Origin of the sequence: Corallococcus sp. bb12-1 (genome assembly GCF_026626765.1) — a bacterium.
Taxonomy (GTDB): domain Bacteria; phylum Myxococcota; class Myxococcia; order Myxococcales; family Myxococcaceae; genus Corallococcus; species Corallococcus terminator.
In genome coordinates this window covers 463,674-481,968 of the sequence record NZ_JAPNJZ010000001.1, presented here as the reverse complement: position 1 = coordinate 481,968, position 18,295 = coordinate 463,674, and the positions used below count along the sequence as shown (strand labels likewise).

The following is an 18,295-nucleotide window of genomic DNA, read 5'->3' as shown; positions in this document are numbered from 1 at the left end:
CGCTCCCAGCCCCCGCGGAATGTTTCCAGTCCGGAGGCTTCAGTACGCCTTGGCGAACACGATGCGGCCCGGGGACGGCTCACCGGTCATCACGCACTTGCCCGGCTCCTGCGGCAGGTTGAAGGGCCGGCAGCGGGTGGTGAGGCCCGTCTCCTCCTTGATGCGCGCCTCCACCTTCGCGTCGCCGTTCCAGTGCGCCAAGAGGAAGCCGTCGTCCGCGCGCGCCTTGAGCTCCTCCAGGGAGTTCACCTCGTGGGTGTTGGCGTCGCGGAAGGCCTTCGCCTTCTGGAACAGGTCCTTCTGCATCTGATCCAACATGGCCTGGGCCTTGGCCACGGCCTCGTCCAGCGGCACGAACTCCTTCTGCTTCAGGTCGCGGCGGACCATCACGCAGGAGTTCTTCGCCAGGTCCTTGGGGCCAATCTCGATGCGCACGCACGTGCCGATGAGCTCGTGCTCGTTGTACTTGAAGCCCGGGCCCTTGCTGTCGTCGTCGTCCACCACCACGCCCAGGCCCTGCTTGCGCAGGTCCGCGCCCAGCGCGTGCGCCTTCTCCAGCACCTGCGTCTTCTCCGCGTCCGTCGCCTTGCCGGCGATGGGGATGATGACCACGTGCGTGGCCGCGAGCTTCGGCGGCACGATGAGGCCCGAATCATCCGAGTGCGTGAGGATGAGCCCGCCGATGAGGCGCGTGGACACGCCCCAGGACGTCTGCCACACGAAGTGCTCGCGGCCGTCGCGGCCCTGGAACTTGGTCTCGAAGGCCTTGGCGAAGTTCTGGCCCAGGTTGTGGCTGGTGCCCGCCTGGAGCGCCTTCTTGTCCTGCATCATCGCCTCGATGCTGTACGTGCGCAGGGCGCCGGCGAACCGCTCCGACTCCGTCTTGCGCCCGGTCAGCACGGGCATCGCCATGTAGTCCTCGGCGAACTCGCGGTAGGCCTCCAGCATCTGGAGGGTCATCTTCTCCGCGTCGTCCTCCGTCTCATGACAGGTGTGGCCTTCCTGCCAGAGGAACTCCGTGGTGCGCAGGAACAGACGGGTGCGCATCTCCCAGCGCATCACGTTGGCCCACTGGTTGATGAGCAGCGGCAGGTCGCGGTAGCTCTGCACCCACTTCGCGAAGCTGCGGTTGATGATGGTCTCCGACGTGGGTCGGATGACGTAGGGCTCCTCCAGCTTCTGGCCGCCCGCGTGCGTGACGACGGCGAGCTGGGGGTTGAAGCCCTCGACGTGCTCCGCTTCCTTCTTGAGGTAGCTCTCCGGGATGAGGAGCGGGAAGTAGGCGTTCTTGACGCCCACCTGCTTGAACTTCGCGTCCAGCGTCCGCTGGATGTTCTCCCACAGCGCATAGCCGTTGGGACGGATGACCATGCAGCCCTTCACGTCCGAGTAGTCAGCGAGCTTCGCCTTCTGGACCAGATCGACGTACCACTCGGAAAAGCCCTTCTCGCGGGGCGTGAGCTTGTCGGCCATGTGCTGGGAACCTTGCTAGGGGATGTAGAGAGGGGGTTGCCTACGCTGGGATGTTCCGGAAATCAACGCCGGAGCTTGCCCGGACCCGTCCCGGAGACGCTGACCATGCTTGAAGCCAGACCCGCCATGCCCACGCCCCCTGACACCGGCCTCCGGAAGCTCGCTGACGATGTCCATGTGATGGACGCGCCGTTCAACTTCCTGGGCATCGAGGTGGGCGGGCGCATGACGGTCCTCCGCCTGCCGGACGGAGGACTGTGGGTGCACTCGCCCGTCGCCTTCACCCCGGAGCGCAGGGCCGCCGTGGAGGCCCTGGGGCCGGTGCGCTTCCTCGTCGCGCCCAACCTCTACCACCACCTGCACCTGCCAGACTGGTCCGCCGCCTTTCCGGACGCGCGCGTGGCGGCGCCCCCGGGGCTGCGCGCGAAGAAGCCCGCGCTGCGAATCGACCTGGAGCTGGGGGACACGCCGGACGCGGGCTGGGCCTCCGCGGTGGACCAGGTGCACGTGCGGGGCATGCCCAGACTGGGGGAGTTCCTCTTCTTCCACCGGCCCTCCCGCACGCTGCTCGCCACCGACCTCGTCTTCCACTACCAGCACGCGGACTCCTGGAAGCTGCGCCTGTACGCGCGGGTCGAACGCGTCTGGAAGCGGTTCGCGGCCCCCCTCCTCATCCGCGTGCTGACGAAGGACCGGCAGGCCGCGCGGGCCTCCCTCCAGCGCGCGCTCCAGTGGGACGTGGAGCGCGTGGTGGTGTGCCACGGCGAGGTCCTGGAGCACGGCGGCCAGAAGGCCCTGCACGACGCCTTCACCTGGCTGTAGGTCCTGGTACGCCCTGCCCCGGTGGGTGATGCAATTGTCGCCTGCTGCACTCCACGCCGCACTGCGCTAGAAGGGGACCTCCTCGTCTTCCCTGATTTCCCCCCTCAGGAGGTTCGTCCCATGCGGTCCATTCTTTCGTCTGTTGGCGCGGTCGTGGTGTGCCTTGTCGCGGGCTCCGCGTCCGCCAACTCCACCGGCATGCCCGGGCGCAGTGGCAAGCAGAGCGTGTCGTGCACGGCGTCCGGCTGCCACGGCGGCGGCGCCAGCGCCCCCACGGTGACGCTGGAGGGTCCGTCCGCGCTGACCGCGGGCCAGACGGGCAACTACTCGCTGGTCATCACCGGCGGCCCCGGCGTGAAGGCGGGCATGAACGTGGCGACGGATGGCGTGGCGGGCGCGACGCTGACCGCGGGCTCCGGCACGAAGCTGATGAACGGGGAGCTGACGCACTCCCTGCCCAAGGCCTTCACCGGCACCACCGCGCGCTTCGACTTCTCGCTGGTGGCGCCCGCGACCAACGGCACGCTCAAGGTGTTCGCGGCGGGCAACTCCGTGAACGGCGACACGCAGGCGACGGGGGACGCGCACGCCAACGCCACGCTGGACGTGGTCATCACGGGCGGCACCGATCCTGTCGTCCCGGACCCGGATGATCAGAAGGACGAGGGCGGCTGCTCCGCCACCGCCGGTGCGCCGCTGCTGGGCGCGGTGTTCGCGGTGCTGGCCGCGCGCCGTCGCCGTCGCGCGAGCTGAAGACGCGGTCAGCGTCGCGAAACATCGCACCTTGAACCTGGATGCCCGGCCGCTTCCCGGCCGAGCCCGGTGGGGTGGGGCGACAGCGCGAGGACGGACGACGTACCCTCGCGCCCCTTGATTCGAACGAGCCCCCTCCTGACCCTGTTGCTCGTCGCGGGACCGCTGGCCTGTGCCACCGGTCCCGTGGTGCGTCCCACCCTCTCCTCGGGCGTCACGCCCGTCGCCGTGGCCCCGAAGGCCGCGCGTGACGCGGGCGCCCTGCGGGTGATGACCTTCAACATCCAGTCCGGCCTGCGGGGCCTCCAGCGGGTGGCGGACGTCATCCGCGCGGAGGCGCCGGACGTCGTCGCGTTGCAGGAAGTGGACGTGGGCTCCACCCGCGCGGGCGGGGAGGACCAGGTGGAGCGGCTGTCGGCGCTCACCGGCCTGAAGTACCGCGCGCACTTCGGCACCACGAAGCTGTACGGCGGCCACTACGGCATCGCGCTGCTGTCGCGCTATCCGATGGAGTCGCTGGCGCAGTACCCGTTGCCCACGCCCCGGGGCGCGGAGCCGCGCACGCTGGCGCACGCGGTGCTGGACGTGGACGGGCGGCAGGTGAGCGTCTACGCCACGCACCTCATCCGCCGGCCCTTCAACGGCTCCGCGCGCGTCCGCCAGAGTGTCTTCATCGCGAACCTGCTGGCGAAGGACCCCCGGCCCCGGCTGCTGATGGGTGACTTGAACGATGATCCGGATTCGCGGCCGGTGCGCCTGCTCCGCCGCCAGTTGCAGGACGTGGCGAAGGTCACCCACGCGGATGGCAAGGGCACCTACCCGATGCCGCTGTTCCTGCCGTCGCTGCGCATCGACTACGTGATGGCGTGCGGCGCGTTCACCCCGGTGTCCAGCCGCGTGCTGGACGTGGGCGCGTCCGACCACTTCCCGGTGGTGGCGGACCTGCGGCTTGAGCCCGCCGCCGGGCCGAAGGTCGCGGCGGAGACCCCAGCCGTCCTGGACGCGGCGACGACCACCGCCGCGGCCGCCGCGCCCTGAAAGGCCCGCGGACTCAGACCGGGAGGTTGAAGCGGTAGAGGACCTCCTGGTCCCCCTTGCTGAAGCCCTTGAGGACCTCGTGGCGGATCTCCTTGCCACCCCCGAGGTACGCGAGCCCGCCAGCGGCGAAGCCCATCACGGCGTACTCGAAGTAGATGTGCGGCCGGGGCACGCCGGTGATGCGCAGCTCGACGACGTTCTGGTGCAGCTGCGCGGTCAGCTCGCCCTCGGTGAAGTAGCCCTTCCAGATGCCGGGCGTGAACAGGGCGAAGCGGCGGAAGTCGTCCTTGCCGAACATCGTCTTGAGCTGACCCTGGCCCAGCGCGTACTCCGCCGACTTGATGCCGTATTGCCAGTAGGCCTTCGTGTCACCCGAATAGAAGCGCTGGGTGAAGGCCTCGTTGAGCCGCAGGAAGGCGTCCGCCGGGATGCGTGTCACCGGCATGATGGGCTGCCCGAAGAGGGGGTCCCGCTTCGCCTGCTCCGCGAGGAATCCCTTCCACGCCGCCTCGCCAAACGACTGCACCGCCAGGGTCTGCCGAGCCAGGAACGCGACGCCTTTGACATCCATTCGTATGTCTCCACGCCCCCCGGCCGCTCCGGGTTCGCCTCGGACCCCGGCCGGGTCATTTCCTATTGTGTCCTCGCGCCTGCCTCCGGGCGATACGCATCGTGACAATTCACCCGGTCGTCCGGGAACGCGGTCCCAGGGCGGGTGGGGAGACGTGTCATCGCGAACACACTGCCTTGCTGCCCGTGTCTCCGGGGTTTCGTCCGGTCCGTTTGGAAGGCCCGGGGTAGGGACTAGGTTGTCGCGCGTGAGACCTCTTGCCCTCCTTCCCAGACCCGGCCACCTGCGCCGGAGCGTGGTCGTGGTCGCGGGCGTGCTGACAGGCGGCGTCTTCGGGCTGGCGTGGTGGGTGGACCGCTTCGGCCGGCGCGAACAGACGGGCCCCGCGGACGCGCTGGTGGTGCTGGGCGCGCGGGTGCTGCCGGGCGGCGTGCCCTCCGGTGCGCTGGTGGCGCGCGTGGAGCAGGCGGCGGCGCTGTACCACCGGGGCGTGGCGCCCTGGCTGCTCCTGTCCGGCGGCGTGGGCGTGCATCCGCCGTCCGAGGCGCGCGTGATGTTGGACCTGATGGTGCGGGCGGGCGTGCCCGCGGAGGCGTGCGTGCTGGAGGAGCAGAGCCACTCGACGGACGACAACGCGCGCTTTAGCGGGCGGGTGCTGCGGGAGCGGGGCGCGCGGCGGGTGGTGGTGGTCTCCGACCCGTACCACCTGCTGCGCGCGCGGCAGTGCTTCCGACGCGAGGGGTGGGAGGTGGCCACGAGTCCCGCGCCCATCGCCGGGCGGATGCGCGCGTGGGACCGGTGCTACTGGACGGTGCGCGAAGCGTTCGCGCTGCTGCTGCGGCCCGGCCTGTTGCTGGCCCGGGCGCCGGACGGCAAGGCGGCCTGACTCAGGTGTCCTTGGGGGCGTCCGGCGTGGGCTGGTCCAGCTTGAGCAGGACCTTCTCCATCACGCGGAAGAGGGCCTGACGGTCCTCGGCGTCGAGCATGCCCATCACCACGCCCATGGCGCGGTGCATGGAGCGGTCGAGCTTGGTGAACGTCTGCCGGCCCTTGTCGGTGAGGCGGCAGCGCACCACGCGCCGGTCCGTCTCACCGCGCTCGCGCTGGAGGTGGCCTTCGCGCTCCAGGCGGTCCACCACGCCGGTGACGGTCTTCTCGGTGACGCCCAGGCGCTTGGCGAGCTCGCCCATGGTGAGCGACCCGTCCAGGCCCAGCCACAGGAGCGCGTGCACCTGGGGCGGCGTGAACTGAAGTTGTTCGCAGGTGCTGGCGATGGGGTCGCGAAGCGAGCGGCGACGCCCCAGCGAGAACATCAGTTCCTGCATGCGGTCGACATCCTCCGCGAGCACCTCATCCTCCTCTTTGTGGATATTCCGGGACACGGAGTATTCATTAGCGGCGAGGTGGGGGCGGGTCAACCTGTAGTCTCGGGTGTGAGCATTTGAAGGGTACGTGTGTTGTCGCTGAGAAGCCTTCTGGAGGTGCGTGGGATGCGACTTTCGTGGCTGGGACTGCTGGTGGCGGTGTGGGCAGGAGCGGTGCGGGCGGAGGACGAGGTGCTGGTGTTCGCGGCGGCGAGCACGACGGATGCGCTCCAGGCGCTCGCCCCCGCGTTCCAGAGGGAGACGGGGCTGCGCGTGCGGTTCGCCTTCGGTGCTTCCAGTGACCTGTCACGTCAGGTGGTGGCGGGTGCCCCAGCGGATGCGTTCCTGTCCGCGGACGAGGCGAAGCTGGACGCGTTGGAGCGCGCGGGGCTGGTGCAGCCGGGGTCGCGGGTGGACCTGCTGGCCAACCGGCTGGTGGTCATCGTGCCGGTGGCTTCGCGGGTGGAGGTGGAGGATGCGGCGGGATTGAAGGGGCTGCGGCGGGTGGCGCTGGCGGAGCCGGCGGCGGTGCCCGCGGGGGTGTACGCGAAGGAGTGGCTGACGCAGGCGGGGGTGTGGAAGGACGTGGCGCCGAACGTCGTGCCGGTGGTGGATGTGCGGGCCGTGCTGGCGGCGGTGGAGGCGGGGCGGGCGGACGCGGGGGTGGTGTACGTGACGGACGCGCTGCAGTCGAAGAAGGTGCGCGTGGCGTTCAATGTGCCGGGGGCGGAGTCGCCGCGCATCGTGTACCCGGCGGCGGCGCTGACGCAGGGCAAGTCGCCGAAGGGAGGGTTGGCGTTCGTGCGCTTCCTCCGGACGGACGTCGCGCGGGCCGAGTTCCGCAAGCGGGGGTTCCAGGAGGTGAGGCTCGTGACGCCGGGGAGGCTGGAGCCGAGGTCCGCGCCCGATGCGGGACCAGGCCCCCAGGCGGCTCCGGACGCCGGAGGAGCGCGCGCGGCGCCTGGTGCAGGCAAGGGGCAGCGTTCGCCGTGATGGAGGAGGGGATTGCCGGGCTGGTCCTGTTCACGGTGGCGGTGGCGGCGCTGTCCACGGCGCTCATCCTGGTGCCGGGCGTGGCGGCGGCGTACGCGCTGGCGCGCTGGAAGGGGCCGGGGCGGGGCGTGGTGGAGACGGTGCTGGCGCTGCCGCTGGTGTTGCCCCCGACGGCGGTGGGCCTGGTGCTGCTGGAGTTGCTGGCGCGGGATTCGGTGCTGGGGCGGATGCTGGACGCGATGGGCGTGGAGGTGGTGTTCACGCCAAAGGCGGTGGTGCTGGCGAGCGCGGTGATGGCGTTCCCGCTGCTGGTGCGCTCGGCGCGCGCGGGCTTCGAGGAAGTGGATCCAAGGCTGGTGGCGGTGGCGCGCACGTTGGGGGACACGCGCACGCGGGCCTTCTTCCGGGTGACGTTGCCGCTTGCGTGGCGTGGGGTGCTCACGGGCACGCTGCTCGCGTTCTCACGGGCGCTGGGGGAGTTCGGCGCGACGGTGCTGGTCGCGGGCAACATCCCGGGGCGCACGCAGACGCTGTCGCTGGCCATCTTCCAGCGCACGCAGACCGGGCAGGACGCGGAGGCGATGAAGCTCGCGGGCGTGGCGGTGGTGCTCGCGTTCGCGGCCATGTACGTGACGGAGGCCGTGACGCGGCGTCGCGGTGCGCGAGGGCTGGCGTGATGGGGTCCTGGCGGATGCGCCCATGATGGACCTGTCGCTGCGCCTGCCGCTGGCTCGCTTCACGCTGGAGGTCGAAGCGCGGTTCACCTCCGCGTCCGTGGCGGTGCTTGGGCGTTCGGGCTCCGGGAAGACCTCCCTGCTGGAAGTGCTCGCGGGCTTGCGGCGTGGAGCGACGGGGCGCGTGGTGGTGGACGGGCGCGTGCTGCTCGACAGCGGCAGGGGCGTGGATGTTCCGCCCGAGGCCCGACGCATGGGCTACGTGCCGCAGGATGCGCTGCTCTTCCCGCACCTCACCGCTGGGCAGAACGTGCGCTTCGGTGCACGCACCGGCCGCCCGTCGCGCGTGGACGAAGCCGTGCATCTGCTGGAGTTGGAGCCGCTGCTGCACCGCTACCCGGTGACTCTGTCAGGAGGTGAGAAGCAGCGGGTCGCCCTGGCCCGCGCGCTCGCCACGGATCCCGCGCTGCTGTTGCTGGATGAGCCGCTGGCCGCGCTGGATGTCGCGCTGAAGGAGCGCGTGTTGCCCTACCTGCTGCGCGTGCGCGACGAAGCCCGCGTGCCCTTGCTGTACGTGACGCACCAGTTGGGCGAAGCGCGGGTGCTGGCCCACGAGGCCCTGCTCCTGGACGGAGGCGCGGTGCGCGCCGTCGGACCGGCGGACACCGTGCTGGGCACGACCGCGCGAGGCCTGCTCAGCGGTGAGCCCGAGGAGAACATCCTGGAAGGCACGCTGGAACATCCCGATTCCGGCGGCGCGAGGCTGCGCATCAACGAAGGACTGTCGCTCTGGGTGCCAACGGTTCCGGAGCTGCCGTCTGGCACCCGGGCCGCCTACGCGGTGCCAGCGGAGGACATCCTCTTGTCCACCGGCCCACTGACCGGCGTCTCCGCGCGCAATGTCTTGCAAGGTACGGTGGCGAAGGTGGAGGACGCTGGCTCGGGCGAGTGCGCGACCCAGGTGGACGTGGCAGGCGTGCGTTGGGTGGTACGCCTCACACACGCCGCCGTGCGGGAGCTGTCCATCGCGCCGGGCCTACGCGTGTACCTCGCGGTGAAGTCCGCGGCCTGCCGCAGGCTCGTGGGACGGGCGTAGGCGCTGACGGGTACACTTCCAGCACGAGGAGGGGGAATGGAGCTGGAGGCTTACTCGTATGTCGGGCCCGAGGCGATTCGCCTTGCCGTGGCATCGCAGCCTGTCGGCGCATCCATCCGCTCGGCTGTGGATCTCGACCGCTGGCTCCAGAGTCAGCCGGATGCGGTTCACGAGGGAACGACCTACGTCGTGGACCTCTCGGGGTGCCTCCGGCTGGCGCCGCGTCGGTCCGAGCACGTGGCCTGTGCAGGAGGCGAGGAGGTGCTGGCGGCCGGAGAGCTTCACTTCCGGAAGACAGCGCGGGGTTGGGAAGTGTCGGAGGTCTCGAACCAGTCGACAGGGTATTGCCCGGACACGTCCTGTTGGACGGCGGTGACTCACGCCCTGTCCCGAGCAGGCATCGGTGGGCCCACGGGCTTCACCCACGAGATTGTCTTTCGGCGCTGTTCCCAGTGCGGTGAGCTCAATCTGGTGAAGGAGCAGTGGTTCGTCTGCGCCTTCTGCGATGCTGACCTGCCAGCACAATGGAACGTGGCCACGAGACGGCGTCTAAGCGTGCCCGACGCCCCGTAGCGGCTCTCCCTAACCGCGCTTCGTCCCCGCCTTCTTCGCGGTCCCGCGCCCCGTTGGCTTCGCGTGGTAGCCCTCCACGAGCATCCCCAGCGAATGGGCCAGGGACATGGCCGTCTCATTCGGGATGCGGGTGTCCTTCATCTTGTTGCGTGCGGGGTCCAGCAGCAGGCCCGTCGCTCCGGAGAAGTCGGTCCGGGTCAGCATGCAGCCCCGGAAGTTGCTGCCGGTGAGGTCCGCCCCGGTGAAGTCCGCGTCCGTCAGGTCCGTGTCGAAGAAGTTCGCCTCCCGGGCCACGCACCGCACGAAGGACGTCTGCCGGAGGCTGAGCCCCACGAACGAGCTGTAGGGCAGAGCGCACTCCTCGAAGTTCACCTCGGGGTTCGCGGACACGCCCGTCCAGTCGATGCCCATCAGCTTCGAGCCCTCGAAGCGCACATCCCGCAGCCGGATGGCGTTGAAGTTCGCGCGCGTGAGGTTGCAGCCCCGGAAGCCACACGCCTCCAGCAGGCTGTCCTTCCACCGGACCTCCTGCAACTGGCAGTCCTCGAAGGTGCACCGGTAGAACTCCTTGCCGCCCAGGTCGATGCCCTGGAGGTCCAGCTCTCCAAACGTCTCCCGTTCGAACGCGTCCTCGTCCTTGAGCCGCCGCAGCAACGCGGCCACCTTGTCCTCTTCCACGGTCACGAAAAAGCACGGTCCTTCCTGGCGGGAATGCCGGATGCGCGGAGGGCCTTATACCGGGCACCCGGCACCGTCGCAGCCCGCATGAAGGCCGCCCGTCACGCACTGCCAGCGTGAAGGGTGTGCTCCAGCCAGTCGAAGACGCGCTCGTCACGCAGCCCCATCGCCGCGGGCTCGCAGTGCCCGCCGGCGCCCTCGTCCTCGGTGAACCGGGAGAGCGTGGACGACCCCAACGCGGCGTGGAGTTCCTCGGACTGGCCCGGCCAGAACTGCTCGTGGTCAGGGGACGTGATGAGCACCGGGCACTCAATCCGCGCGAGGAGCTCCGCGTCGAGGCGCATGGCCTCCGCCGCCTTGAAGGCCTCGAAAGGGGATTGCGTTCCGTAGGGAGCCATGCGCCACCGCAACCCGGCCTGCTCCGAAGGCGACTCCTTCAGGCCCAGCTCCATGGACCCGTCGAACGCCTCCCGCTCATTGGCGTCGAGCAACTGCCTCATCTCCTGGGGCAGGTGCGCGGTCCACGAATCCCCCACCCTCAGCACCCCGGGGTCCACGACCGCGGCGGCGATGCGGTGCTCGAACGCCACCGCGCGAGGCACCATGTAGCCCGCCTGGCTCACGCCCTGGAGCACGATGCGCCGTGGATCCACGTCGGGCCAGGTGAGCAGCCAGTCGACCACGGGCGTGATGACCCGCTCCCAGTCAGGCAGGAACGAAAGCTTCTGCCGGTGCAGCGCGTCGCCCTGACCCGGCCCGTCGAAGGCGAGCGCATTCCAGCCCCGCTCCACGGCCGCCGCGCCGCCGTCCTTCCACATCGACGTCACCGGCCCGTCGCTGCCGTTGTTCAGGATGAGCGTCGGACGTGGCGCCCCACCACCGTGCTTCGGTCGGAAGAAATAGCCTTCCAGCCGGGTGCCCTCGTACGGGATGGCCACCCGTTCCACGGGCGGCTCGAAGCGCACGGCGGCTTCATCCCAGCACTTGCGGTGACGCTGCCACAGCGTGCTGAAGCGCTCCGGAGCCGACGTGCCGAGCGCACAGGACGAGGCCTCGTCGAAATAGGTGCTCGCGCGCAGATACGCGGAGCGGGCGCTGATGTGGTGTCGGGCGACGGCGCTGGCATGTGCCTGCTCTTCCAGTCGCTCCGCCAGCGCGGTGAACTCCCGCACCCACGCCTCCCGGTCACCATCCGGAATCCTGTCGAGCGTGACGAGCACCTCGCCCACGTCCGACAGCCCCCGGTAGGCGGCTCCGAGCAGGTTCAGGCGGGCGAACTCGAACCCCTCATCCTCGAAGTAGCGCTTCATCCCCGAAGGTTGGCAATCCGGCCCGGCGAAGAGGAGTGGCGAGTTCTGCCCCGGTGGCCGTCGCGCTCGCTCCTTTGCCTGAAGACCGCGCCGCGAGGACCCGGGCCCGCGACAGGGCACCGGGTCCCCGTGACTTCACGCTACTTCGCCACCAGCACCAGCACGCCCCGGCCGCACACGCCGTAGATCGCGTTCTCGCCGCCCACCTGGTCCGTGGTGCCCGGGTTGAGCACCACCTGGTTGGCGCCCAGGCTCTCGCTCCACGAGCAGGTGTCCGTCACGCGGTACCACTGCCGGCCCGTGCCCGGCCACGGCAGGGTGAAGTTCACGCTGCCGGACCAGCCGTTGTAGGCGACGTAGATGGCGCCCACCGACTCACCGGAGAACTCCGTGGCGTCGATGCGGTAGGCCAGCGCGTGGTTGCCCGCGTCGTCGAAGTACGCCGCGTTGGGCACGGTGCCGTCCGGCTTGAACCAGCGGTGCTGCTCCATCACGTTCCCGTTGGTGTCCGACGCGCTGTAGAAATTGGCCGGACGCAGCGCGGGGTGCGCCTTGCGGAACGCGATGAGGTTCCGGGTGAACGCGCGGAAGTTGGACTGCTCCGTGCTCCACGAATAGTTCAGCCAGTTCTGGTTCGAATCCAGGTTGTAGACGTTGTTGTTGCAGCGCTGCGAGCGCAGGAACTCATCGCCGCCCGTGAGCATGGGCACGCCCGCGCTCATCATCATGAACGCCATGCCGTTGCGCGCGGCCTGACGCTGGAGCGTCGCGTTGCCGCCCTGGTCCCAACTGTGGTTGCTGTCCTCGCCACCGTCGGACGGGCCGTAGGGCCACGACTGGTTGTTGTCCTTGTTGTTGCACGAGTACAGGTCCTTCAGGGTCATGCCGTCGTGGGCCACCATGAAGTTCACCGAGTGGAAGGGCTTGCGGCCGTCATCCCCATACAGGTCCGACGAGCCCGTGAAGCGCGTGGCCAACTGCCCCGGCGTCACGTTCTCCCCGCCCATCTGGTTCTGATCCTTGCGGAAGGTGTCGCGGAAGATGCCGTTCCACTCCTTCCACTTCGCCGGGAAGTTGCCCACCTGGTAGGAATTGCCGCCAATGGCCCAGGGCTCCGCGATGAAGTCCGTGCCCGCGCCGCCCGCGTCCGGACGGGGATCCAACAGGGTGACGATTTTGTTGAGCGCCGTGCCCGCGTTGTCGCGGTCGTAGTTGAAGCCGCCGTGCTCCACGGTGTTGCCCAGCACCGACGCCAGGTCGAAGCGGAAGCCGTCCACGCCCAGCGTGTCCTTCCAGTACGACAGCGAATGGAGGATGACGTTCTGGGCCGTGGGGTTGAACGTGTTGAAGTTGCCGCCCACGCCGGTGTTGTCCCAGTTGAACTGCTTGTCCGCCGTGAGGCTGTAGTACGTGGGGTTGTCCAGGCCCCGGTACGTCATGACGTTGTACGTGCTGGAGTTGCCGCTGATCCACGCGCCGCCTTCGCCCGTGTGGTTGTAGACCACGTCCACCAGCACCTTGATGCCCGCGTCGTGGAAGGCCTTCACCATCGCCTTGAACTCGCGCGTGGGGCCGCCCGCGGACTTGTCGCAGGCGTAGCGGCGGTCCGGCGCGAAGTAGCTGAGGTTCATGTAACCCCAGTAGTTGTCGCCCGCGGTGGTGGTGGGCGCGTAGTCGTTGTTGTCGTTGTCTGTCTCGTGCAGCGGCAGGAACTCCACCGCCGTGACGCCCAGCGCCGCGAGCGACGCGGCCTTCTGGCCCGCCGTCTTGTAGGTGCCCAGGCAGTTGGCATCCAGCCCGGAGCCGGTGTCCTGCTTCGTCAGCCCGCGCAGGTGCACCTCATAGACGACGTCGTCCTTGAAGGCGCGCGTGGGCTTGGTGCCGGTGGCGGTGGAGTCCGGGGGCAGCACGATGCCCTTGGGGGCGCGCGCGCCGCTGTCCAGGTAGCGGTAGCTGGGGCCGGAGGCGAACACCGTGGCGTCCTGGTTGGCGAGGGTGGCGTTGACCGGGTCGTGGCTCAACTCCAGCGCGTACGGGTCCCACAGGAGCTTGTTCGGGTTGAAGCGGTTGCCCTGGGCGTCCACGTCGGAGATGAAGCCCACCGTGTTGTTCGCCTTCGTCCAGGCCGCGTCGTAGGGCCAGTTGGGACCCCACGCCCGGTAGCCGTAGTAGACGGCGCCGGTGATGTTGTTGGTGGCGTTCTTCAGCGTGGCGACGGAGACGGACTTGGACCAGATGTTCGTCGCGGTGTCCTTCACCATCACGTACTTCAGGACCTCCTGCGCGCCCAGGGCCGTCTTGTAGATCCACACCTCGATGCGCGTGGCGCGCGAGGAGAACACGCGGAAGTCGATGTTGGCCTGCGTGGCGTCGTACTTCGCGCCCAGGGTCCAGGTGAGCAGCTCCTGCTCCTGCTGGGCCGTGTCCGTGATGGCGGGAGCTTCCGGAGGAGGCAGTGGGTCAGGCGTGTCCGATGCGGCGCAGGAGACCAGCGCTGAAGCGAGGCCCGCGGCGAGGAGGGGCTGCCACCGCGAGAGCCAGGGGCTCCGACGGTGACGACGAGGAGGGGTCATCATGGATGTGGCTCCAGACGCGGCAAGCGAGGGGCAAGCCCGCCGGGCCCGCGACTGCCCGGGGCCATTCGGTTCACCACTCCGGTGACGTCGAAGTCAACCGCCTGCCCCTGAAGTGATGTCCGCCGTGCGGCATCTGGACGCGCGCCCTGACCCGGTGCGTCAGTTCGCCCTCGCGCCATCCTGCCGGGCGGGAGACGGAAGCCCCCAGGGCTGTGGACGGCACTTCCTTTCAACTGCAAAGGGTCTACCGGCCGCCGTTTCATGAAAAACCTGATTTATCGTTAATCGTGATGTGTTGTCACACGCGACCTCCCAGGGCGTCTTGTGACACCCATCAGAAAGAATGTGTCAGGTATTGCTTTCCAAGAAAATCCAACGGAGAGTGAAGACAATCTTCCTGCCCTGAGGACCAACACCTCACGGGCACGAAGTCCCTCCATCCACTTCTGTGTATGGCCCGCCCTGGCGGGAGCGCGTCGTGCGGCATGGGGTCGAGCCGCCTTCGCGTCCATGCGCCGGAAGGAATCCCTCCAGACACAACACACCCAGGCACGGGGGAAGGCCGGGGTGTATCAGGAGCCGTTCCATTGAAAAGACAGGCTTTGAAGAAATACAACGCACCGCGTGGGTAGTGTGTGACGGCATTGCTCGTCCTGGGTGCTGGCTGTGGTGAGTCATTGCTCGAAGCGGAGCCAGCAGTCCCGCCGCCGCTGAAGGCCCACGAGGACCGGCTGGCTGCGGGGCTGGAGGTCCAGGGCGTGGCGGCGGGCGCGTATCACTCGCTGGCCGTCCGGACCGACGGTGTGGTCTGGACCTGGGGACAGAACACGGACGGGCAGTTGGGACGAGGTGTCGCCAGCGTGACGCCCCAGGCGACACCCCTGCCCATCACCCTGCCCAGGCGGATGACCGCCGTGGCGGCGGGAAGCGGGCACTCCCTGGCGCTCGACGAGAACGGCCATGTCTGGGCCTGGGGACGCAACAACCGGGGGCAGGCGGGAGGCCTGGACCCGAGCGCCCGGGTCCTGGCGCCGACGCAGGTTCCCCTCCTGAGCGGCATCACCGCCATCGCCGCGCGGGCGGACTCTTCGCTCGCCGTGGATGCGAATGGTTCCGTCTGGGCATGGGGACAGAACACGGACGGAGAGCTGGGCCAACCGCTGGCGGGGCCTGATGCCAATGCCCACCCCACGCCGGTCCAGGTCCTGATTCCCCCGCTCGCGCCGGGCGACCCGTATCTTCCGCTGGCCCCGGCGGACCTGACCGACCCCGCGGAGGTCACGAAGATCGTCTCGGTCGCGGCGGGCGGGCACCACGTCCTGGCGCTGGGACGCACGGGTCGGGTGTGGGGCTGGGGACGCAATGACTTCGCCCAGGTCGGAACGGGCGTGAGCTCCGCGCCGGTCCTGACGCCGACGTTGATTCGCACCTGGGTGACGGCGGCCATCGCGGCGGGTGAGTCCCATTCCGTCCTGTATGACAATGAGGTCCCCCGGCATGCGGTGAGCTGGGGATTGAATGGCTCGGGGCAGGGTGGGCGGGAGTTCATCGTCGGCGAGCCGCAGCTGCTGGAGCAGTTCCTCCCCAATCCTTCCGGGGCCGTTCCGGATACCGCCGCCGGTGGCTACATTGCGGCGGGCGACCACTTCAGCCTGTTCGTCCAGGGCTACCCCTACGGCGACCTGGTGACCTGGGGCGCGAATGAGTCCGGGCAGCTCGGTGACGGGACGGAAATCCTCAAGCCCTCGCCTGTCTATGCGCGGCGCTGGGACAGCTTTTTTCAAACCTACGTCCGGGTGGATTCCGTGGCGCTCGTGGCGGGCGGTGCACGGCACGGCCTGTCGGCCCACTTCGAGCGGTGGGAGTACCAGGGCTGTCCCATCGTCTGGTCCTGGGGTGACAACAGTCAGGGCCAGCTCGGCACCGGAAGTCTGTCGCCCTCCCTGGTCAAGTACGTCCAGCCGGGTCTGCCCCTGCGGCTCTTCTACCGGGACCAGGATGAGGACGGTCACGGCAATCCCGCTGACTTCCTGAATGCCTGCGCGCTCCCCGAGGGCTTCGTCGCCACCGCTCTGGACTGCGATGACACGAACGCGGCGTTCAAGCCCGGCGCAGAGGAAATCTGTGACGGCGTGGACAACAACTGCGACGGGCAGGTGGATGAGGGCATGTGCGCGTCCTGGTACCGCGACGCGGACGGCGACGGCTTTGGCAATGCGAACGACTCCAAGCGGTCCTTCGCCCAGCCCCAGGGCTACGTCGCGGACTCCACCGACTGCGACGACACCCGGGCCAACGTGCGCCCCGGTCAGGCCGAGACCTGCGACACCCTGGACAACGACTGCGACGCCCAGGTGGACGAGGGCGTGTGCGCGTTCTGGTACCGCGACGCGGACGGTGATGGCTACGGCAAGGCGAGCGATTCGGTCCAGGCCGGGACCCGGCCCGCGGGCTATGTGGCCAACGCCACGGACTGCGACGACACCCGGGCGAATGTCTCTCCGGGCGCGTCCGAGGTCTGCGATGGTCTGGACAACAACTGCAACGGCCAGTCCGACGAAGGCGTGGGCGGCCTCTGGTACCGGGATGCGGATGGGGATGGTTATGGCAATCCGGGCAGCACCGCCGCGGCCTGTGGCCAGCCTTCGGGCTACGTCGCCAACGCCAGCGACTGCAACGACTCCAACGGGAGCATCCGGCCCGGCGCCTCGGAGGTCTGCGACGGCGTGGACAACAACTGCAGCGGCGGGGTGGACGAGGGGGTGATGCCCACCTTCTACCGTGACAGCGATGGCGACGGTTACGGCAATGGGAGCCAGTCGGTCCAGACGTGCTCGCAGCCCGGGGGCTACGTCTCCAGCGCCGGTGACTGCAACGACTCCAATGCGAGCATCCGGCCCGGTGCGCCGGAGGCGTGCGACGGCGTGGACAACAACTGCAACGGTGCGGTGGATGATGGCGCGGGGTCGACCTGGTACTACGACGGCGACGGCGACGGCTACGGCACGTGGATGCAGTCGACCCAGCAATGCTGGCAGCCCGGCGGCTACGTCTCCAACGCGAGCGACTGCAACGACTCCAACTCGAGCGTCAGTCCCAGCGCCTATGAGTACTGCGACGGCACCGACAACAACTGCAACGGCCAGGTGGATGAAGAAGGAGCGACCTGGTACCGCGACGCTGATGGCGACGGCTACGGCAACGCCAGTTACTCGACGGAGTCGTGCTGGCAGCCTTGGGGTTTCGTCTCGAATGCTGGCGACTGCAATGACAACTCTTCGGCCGTCAATCCGGGCGCCATGGAGGTCTGCGACGGCCTGGACAATGACTGTGACGGGCAGATTGACGAAGGAGGCGTGGGAGGCACGTACTATCGCGACGCCGACGGTGACGGTTACGGTAACTCATACCAGTGGGTGCAGGGGTGCTGGCCGCCCGCGGGTTTCGTGTTGAACGCCGGCGACTGTAATGACTCCAACCCGAACGCCCGGCCCGGCGCCTCGGAGGTCTGCGACGGCGTGGACAACAACTGCAATGGCGCGGTGGATGATGGGGCGGGGTCGACCTGGTACTTCGACGGCGACGGCGACGGTTATGGCAGCTGGATCTTCTCGTGGCAGTCGTGCACGGCGCCTATGTACTACGTGAACAACGTCAACGACTGCAATGACTTCGATGCCAGCATCCGGCCCGGAGCCCCAGAACTCTGTGACGGCGCCGACAACAACTGCAACGGCGCCGTGGATGATGGGGCGGGGTCCTCCTGGTACCGCGACGCCGACGGCGACGGTTACGGCAATGGGAACCAGTCGACCTATACGTGCGGGCAGCCCGGTGGCTACGTCTCCAATGCCAGCGACTGCAACGACTCCAACGCAGCCACTCATCCCGGTGCGCCGGAGGTCTGTGACTCGCAGGACAACAACTGCAACGGCCAGTCCGACGAGGGGGCGGGCAGTACCTGGTATTACGACGTCGACGGCGATGGTTACGGCAATCCGCTCATTCCATGGTCAGGGTGCTTCCCGTCTGCAGGCTACGTCTCCAACGCCACCGACTGCGATGACTCCAACGCGTCCATGAGTCCCGGACACCCGGAGGTCTGCGACGGCGTGGACAACAACTGCAACGGCGTGGTGAATGAGGGTGGCGTCTGCGGACCCACCTCCTGCGGCCAGGGTTACCGCCGGTGCGGCGGGACGTGTGTCGATATCATGAACGACGCCCTCAACTGCGGAAGCTGCGGGTACATGTGCATGTCCCAGTGCATCGAGGGGAACTGCGAGTAAATGCCGTAAGCCCGTGTCTCCTTCAGGGGGCGGTTTCTCCTGAGACTCACGGAGGGGGGCCTCCTAGCGGACGTGTACCGTCAGG

General features: G+C 68.7%; 14 protein-coding genes. 8 read left to right on the top strand and 6 right to left on the bottom strand.

Annotated elements, in window-relative coordinates; translation table 11 throughout:
- Positions 1–39: 39 nt before the first annotated feature.
- A complete protein-coding gene (proS, locus tag OV208_RS01975) occupies positions 40–1,473 on the bottom strand; it encodes a proline--tRNA ligase (protein ID WP_267572072.1) in 1,434 nt (477 codons plus the stop codon).
- A gap of 105 nt (positions 1,474–1,578) precedes the next feature.
- Here proS and OV208_RS01970 point away from each other — a divergent pair, with 105 nt between their 5' ends.
- From OV208_RS01970 to OV208_RS01960, 3 genes are all read left to right on the top strand, one after another.
- The gene (locus OV208_RS01970) at positions 1,579–2,295 is read left to right on the top strand and encodes a DUF4336 domain-containing protein (protein ID WP_267572071.1); all 717 of its coding nucleotides are present in this window, start codon (positions 1,579–1,581) and stop codon (positions 2,293–2,295) included.
- Between the two features lie 120 nt (positions 2,296–2,415).
- On the top strand, positions 2,416–3,048 hold the full coding sequence (locus OV208_RS01965; RefSeq protein WP_267572070.1) for an MXAN_6652 family MXYO-CTERM-anchored protein: 633 nt from the start codon (positions 2,416–2,418) through the stop codon (positions 3,046–3,048).
- Positions 3,049–3,165: 117 nt separating this feature from the next.
- On the top strand, positions 3,166–4,086 hold the full coding sequence (locus tag OV208_RS01960) for an endonuclease/exonuclease/phosphatase family protein (RefSeq protein WP_267572069.1): 921 nt from the start codon (positions 3,166–3,168) through the stop codon (positions 4,084–4,086).
- Between the two features lie 13 nt (positions 4,087–4,099).
- On the opposite strand, the gene OV208_RS01955 is transcribed toward OV208_RS01960, so the two are convergent.
- Entirely contained in the window at positions 4,100–4,657 is a 558-nt protein-coding gene (locus OV208_RS01955; protein WP_267572068.1) for a hypothetical protein, read from the bottom strand.
- A gap of 247 nt (positions 4,658–4,904) precedes the next feature.
- Between OV208_RS01955 and OV208_RS01950 the strand changes: the two genes are divergently transcribed.
- Positions 4,905–5,543, top strand: coding sequence for a YdcF family protein (locus OV208_RS01950; RefSeq protein WP_267572067.1), 639 nt, complete (start codon positions 4,905–4,907; stop codon positions 5,541–5,543).
- A gap of 1 nt (position 5,544) precedes the next feature.
- Here the strand turns inward: OV208_RS01950 and OV208_RS01945 are convergent, their stop codons facing one another.
- On the bottom strand, positions 5,545–6,039 hold the full coding sequence (locus OV208_RS01945) for a MarR family winged helix-turn-helix transcriptional regulator (protein ID WP_267572066.1): 495 nt from the start codon (positions 6,037–6,039) through the stop codon (positions 5,545–5,547).
- Between the two features lie 108 nt (positions 6,040–6,147).
- Between OV208_RS01945 and modA the strand changes: the two genes are divergently transcribed.
- The 3 genes from modA to modC are packed head-to-tail and all read left to right on the top strand — an operon-like array spanning position 6,148 to position 8,784.
- Positions 6,148–7,014 (top strand): molybdate ABC transporter substrate-binding protein, encoded by an 867-nt coding sequence (modA, locus tag OV208_RS01940; protein ID WP_267572065.1) that lies wholly within the window; start codon positions 6,148–6,150, stop codon positions 7,012–7,014.
- Complete coding sequence (modB, locus tag OV208_RS01935) at positions 7,014–7,691, top strand: molybdate ABC transporter permease subunit (RefSeq protein ID WP_267572064.1); 678 nt, start codon at positions 7,014–7,016, stop codon at positions 7,689–7,691. Before modA ends, modB begins: the two co-directional genes overlap by 1 nt.
- Before the next feature lie 22 nt (positions 7,692–7,713).
- Positions 7,714–8,784, top strand: a complete 1,071-nt coding sequence (gene modC / locus OV208_RS01930) for a molybdenum ABC transporter ATP-binding protein (protein WP_267572063.1) — start codon at positions 7,714–7,716, stop codon at positions 8,782–8,784.
- Between the two features lie 582 nt (positions 8,785–9,366).
- Here the strand turns inward: modC and OV208_RS01925 are convergent.
- The 3 genes from OV208_RS01925 to OV208_RS01915 form a co-directional block, all read right to left on the bottom strand.
- Positions 9,367–10,041, bottom strand: coding sequence for a pentapeptide repeat-containing protein (locus OV208_RS01925; protein WP_267572062.1), 675 nt, complete (start codon positions 10,039–10,041; stop codon positions 9,367–9,369).
- Between the two features lie 95 nt (positions 10,042–10,136).
- A complete protein-coding gene (locus OV208_RS01920; protein ID WP_267572061.1) occupies positions 10,137–11,345 on the bottom strand; it encodes an alpha/beta hydrolase family protein in 1,209 nt (402 codons plus the stop codon).
- Between the two features lie 140 nt (positions 11,346–11,485).
- Entirely contained in the window at positions 11,486–13,921 is a 2,436-nt protein-coding gene (locus OV208_RS01915; RefSeq protein ID WP_267572060.1) for an isoamylase, read from the bottom strand.
- A gap of 635 nt (positions 13,922–14,556) precedes the next feature.
- Between OV208_RS01915 and OV208_RS01910 the strand changes: the two genes are divergently transcribed.
- Entirely contained in the window at positions 14,557–18,210 is a 3,654-nt protein-coding gene (locus tag OV208_RS01910; protein WP_267572059.1) for a MopE-related protein, read from the top strand.
- Positions 18,211–18,295: the final 85 nt, after the last annotated feature.

What these genes read in the sequence shown, in the direction of transcription:
- OV208_RS01970 (WP_267572071.1), top strand. Translation starts at nt 1,579, where the DNA reads ATGCTTGAAGCCAGACCCGCCATGCCCACGCCCCCTGACACCGGCCTC.
- OV208_RS01920 (WP_267572061.1), bottom strand. Translation starts at nt 11,345, where the DNA reads ATGAAGCGCTACTTCGAGGATGAGGGGTTCGAGTTCGCCCGCCTGAAC.
- OV208_RS01965 (WP_267572070.1), top strand. Translation starts at nt 2,416, where the DNA reads ATGCGGTCCATTCTTTCGTCTGTTGGCGCGGTCGTGGTGTGCCTTGTC.
- proS (WP_267572072.1), bottom strand. Translation starts at nt 1,473, where the DNA reads ATGGCCGACAAGCTCACGCCCCGCGAGAAGGGCTTTTCCGAGTGGTAC.
- modC (WP_267572063.1), top strand. Translation starts at nt 7,714, where the DNA reads ATGATGGACCTGTCGCTGCGCCTGCCGCTGGCTCGCTTCACGCTGGAG.
- modA (WP_267572065.1), top strand. Translation starts at nt 6,148, where the DNA reads ATGCGACTTTCGTGGCTGGGACTGCTGGTGGCGGTGTGGGCAGGAGCG.
- OV208_RS01915 (WP_267572060.1), bottom strand. Translation starts at nt 13,921, where the DNA reads ATGATGACCCCTCCTCGTCGTCACCGTCGGAGCCCCTGGCTCTCGCGG.
- modB (WP_267572064.1), top strand. Translation starts at nt 7,014, where the DNA reads ATGGAGGAGGGGATTGCCGGGCTGGTCCTGTTCACGGTGGCGGTGGCG.
- OV208_RS01955 (WP_267572068.1), bottom strand. Translation starts at nt 4,657, where the DNA reads ATGGATGTCAAAGGCGTCGCGTTCCTGGCTCGGCAGACCCTGGCGGTG.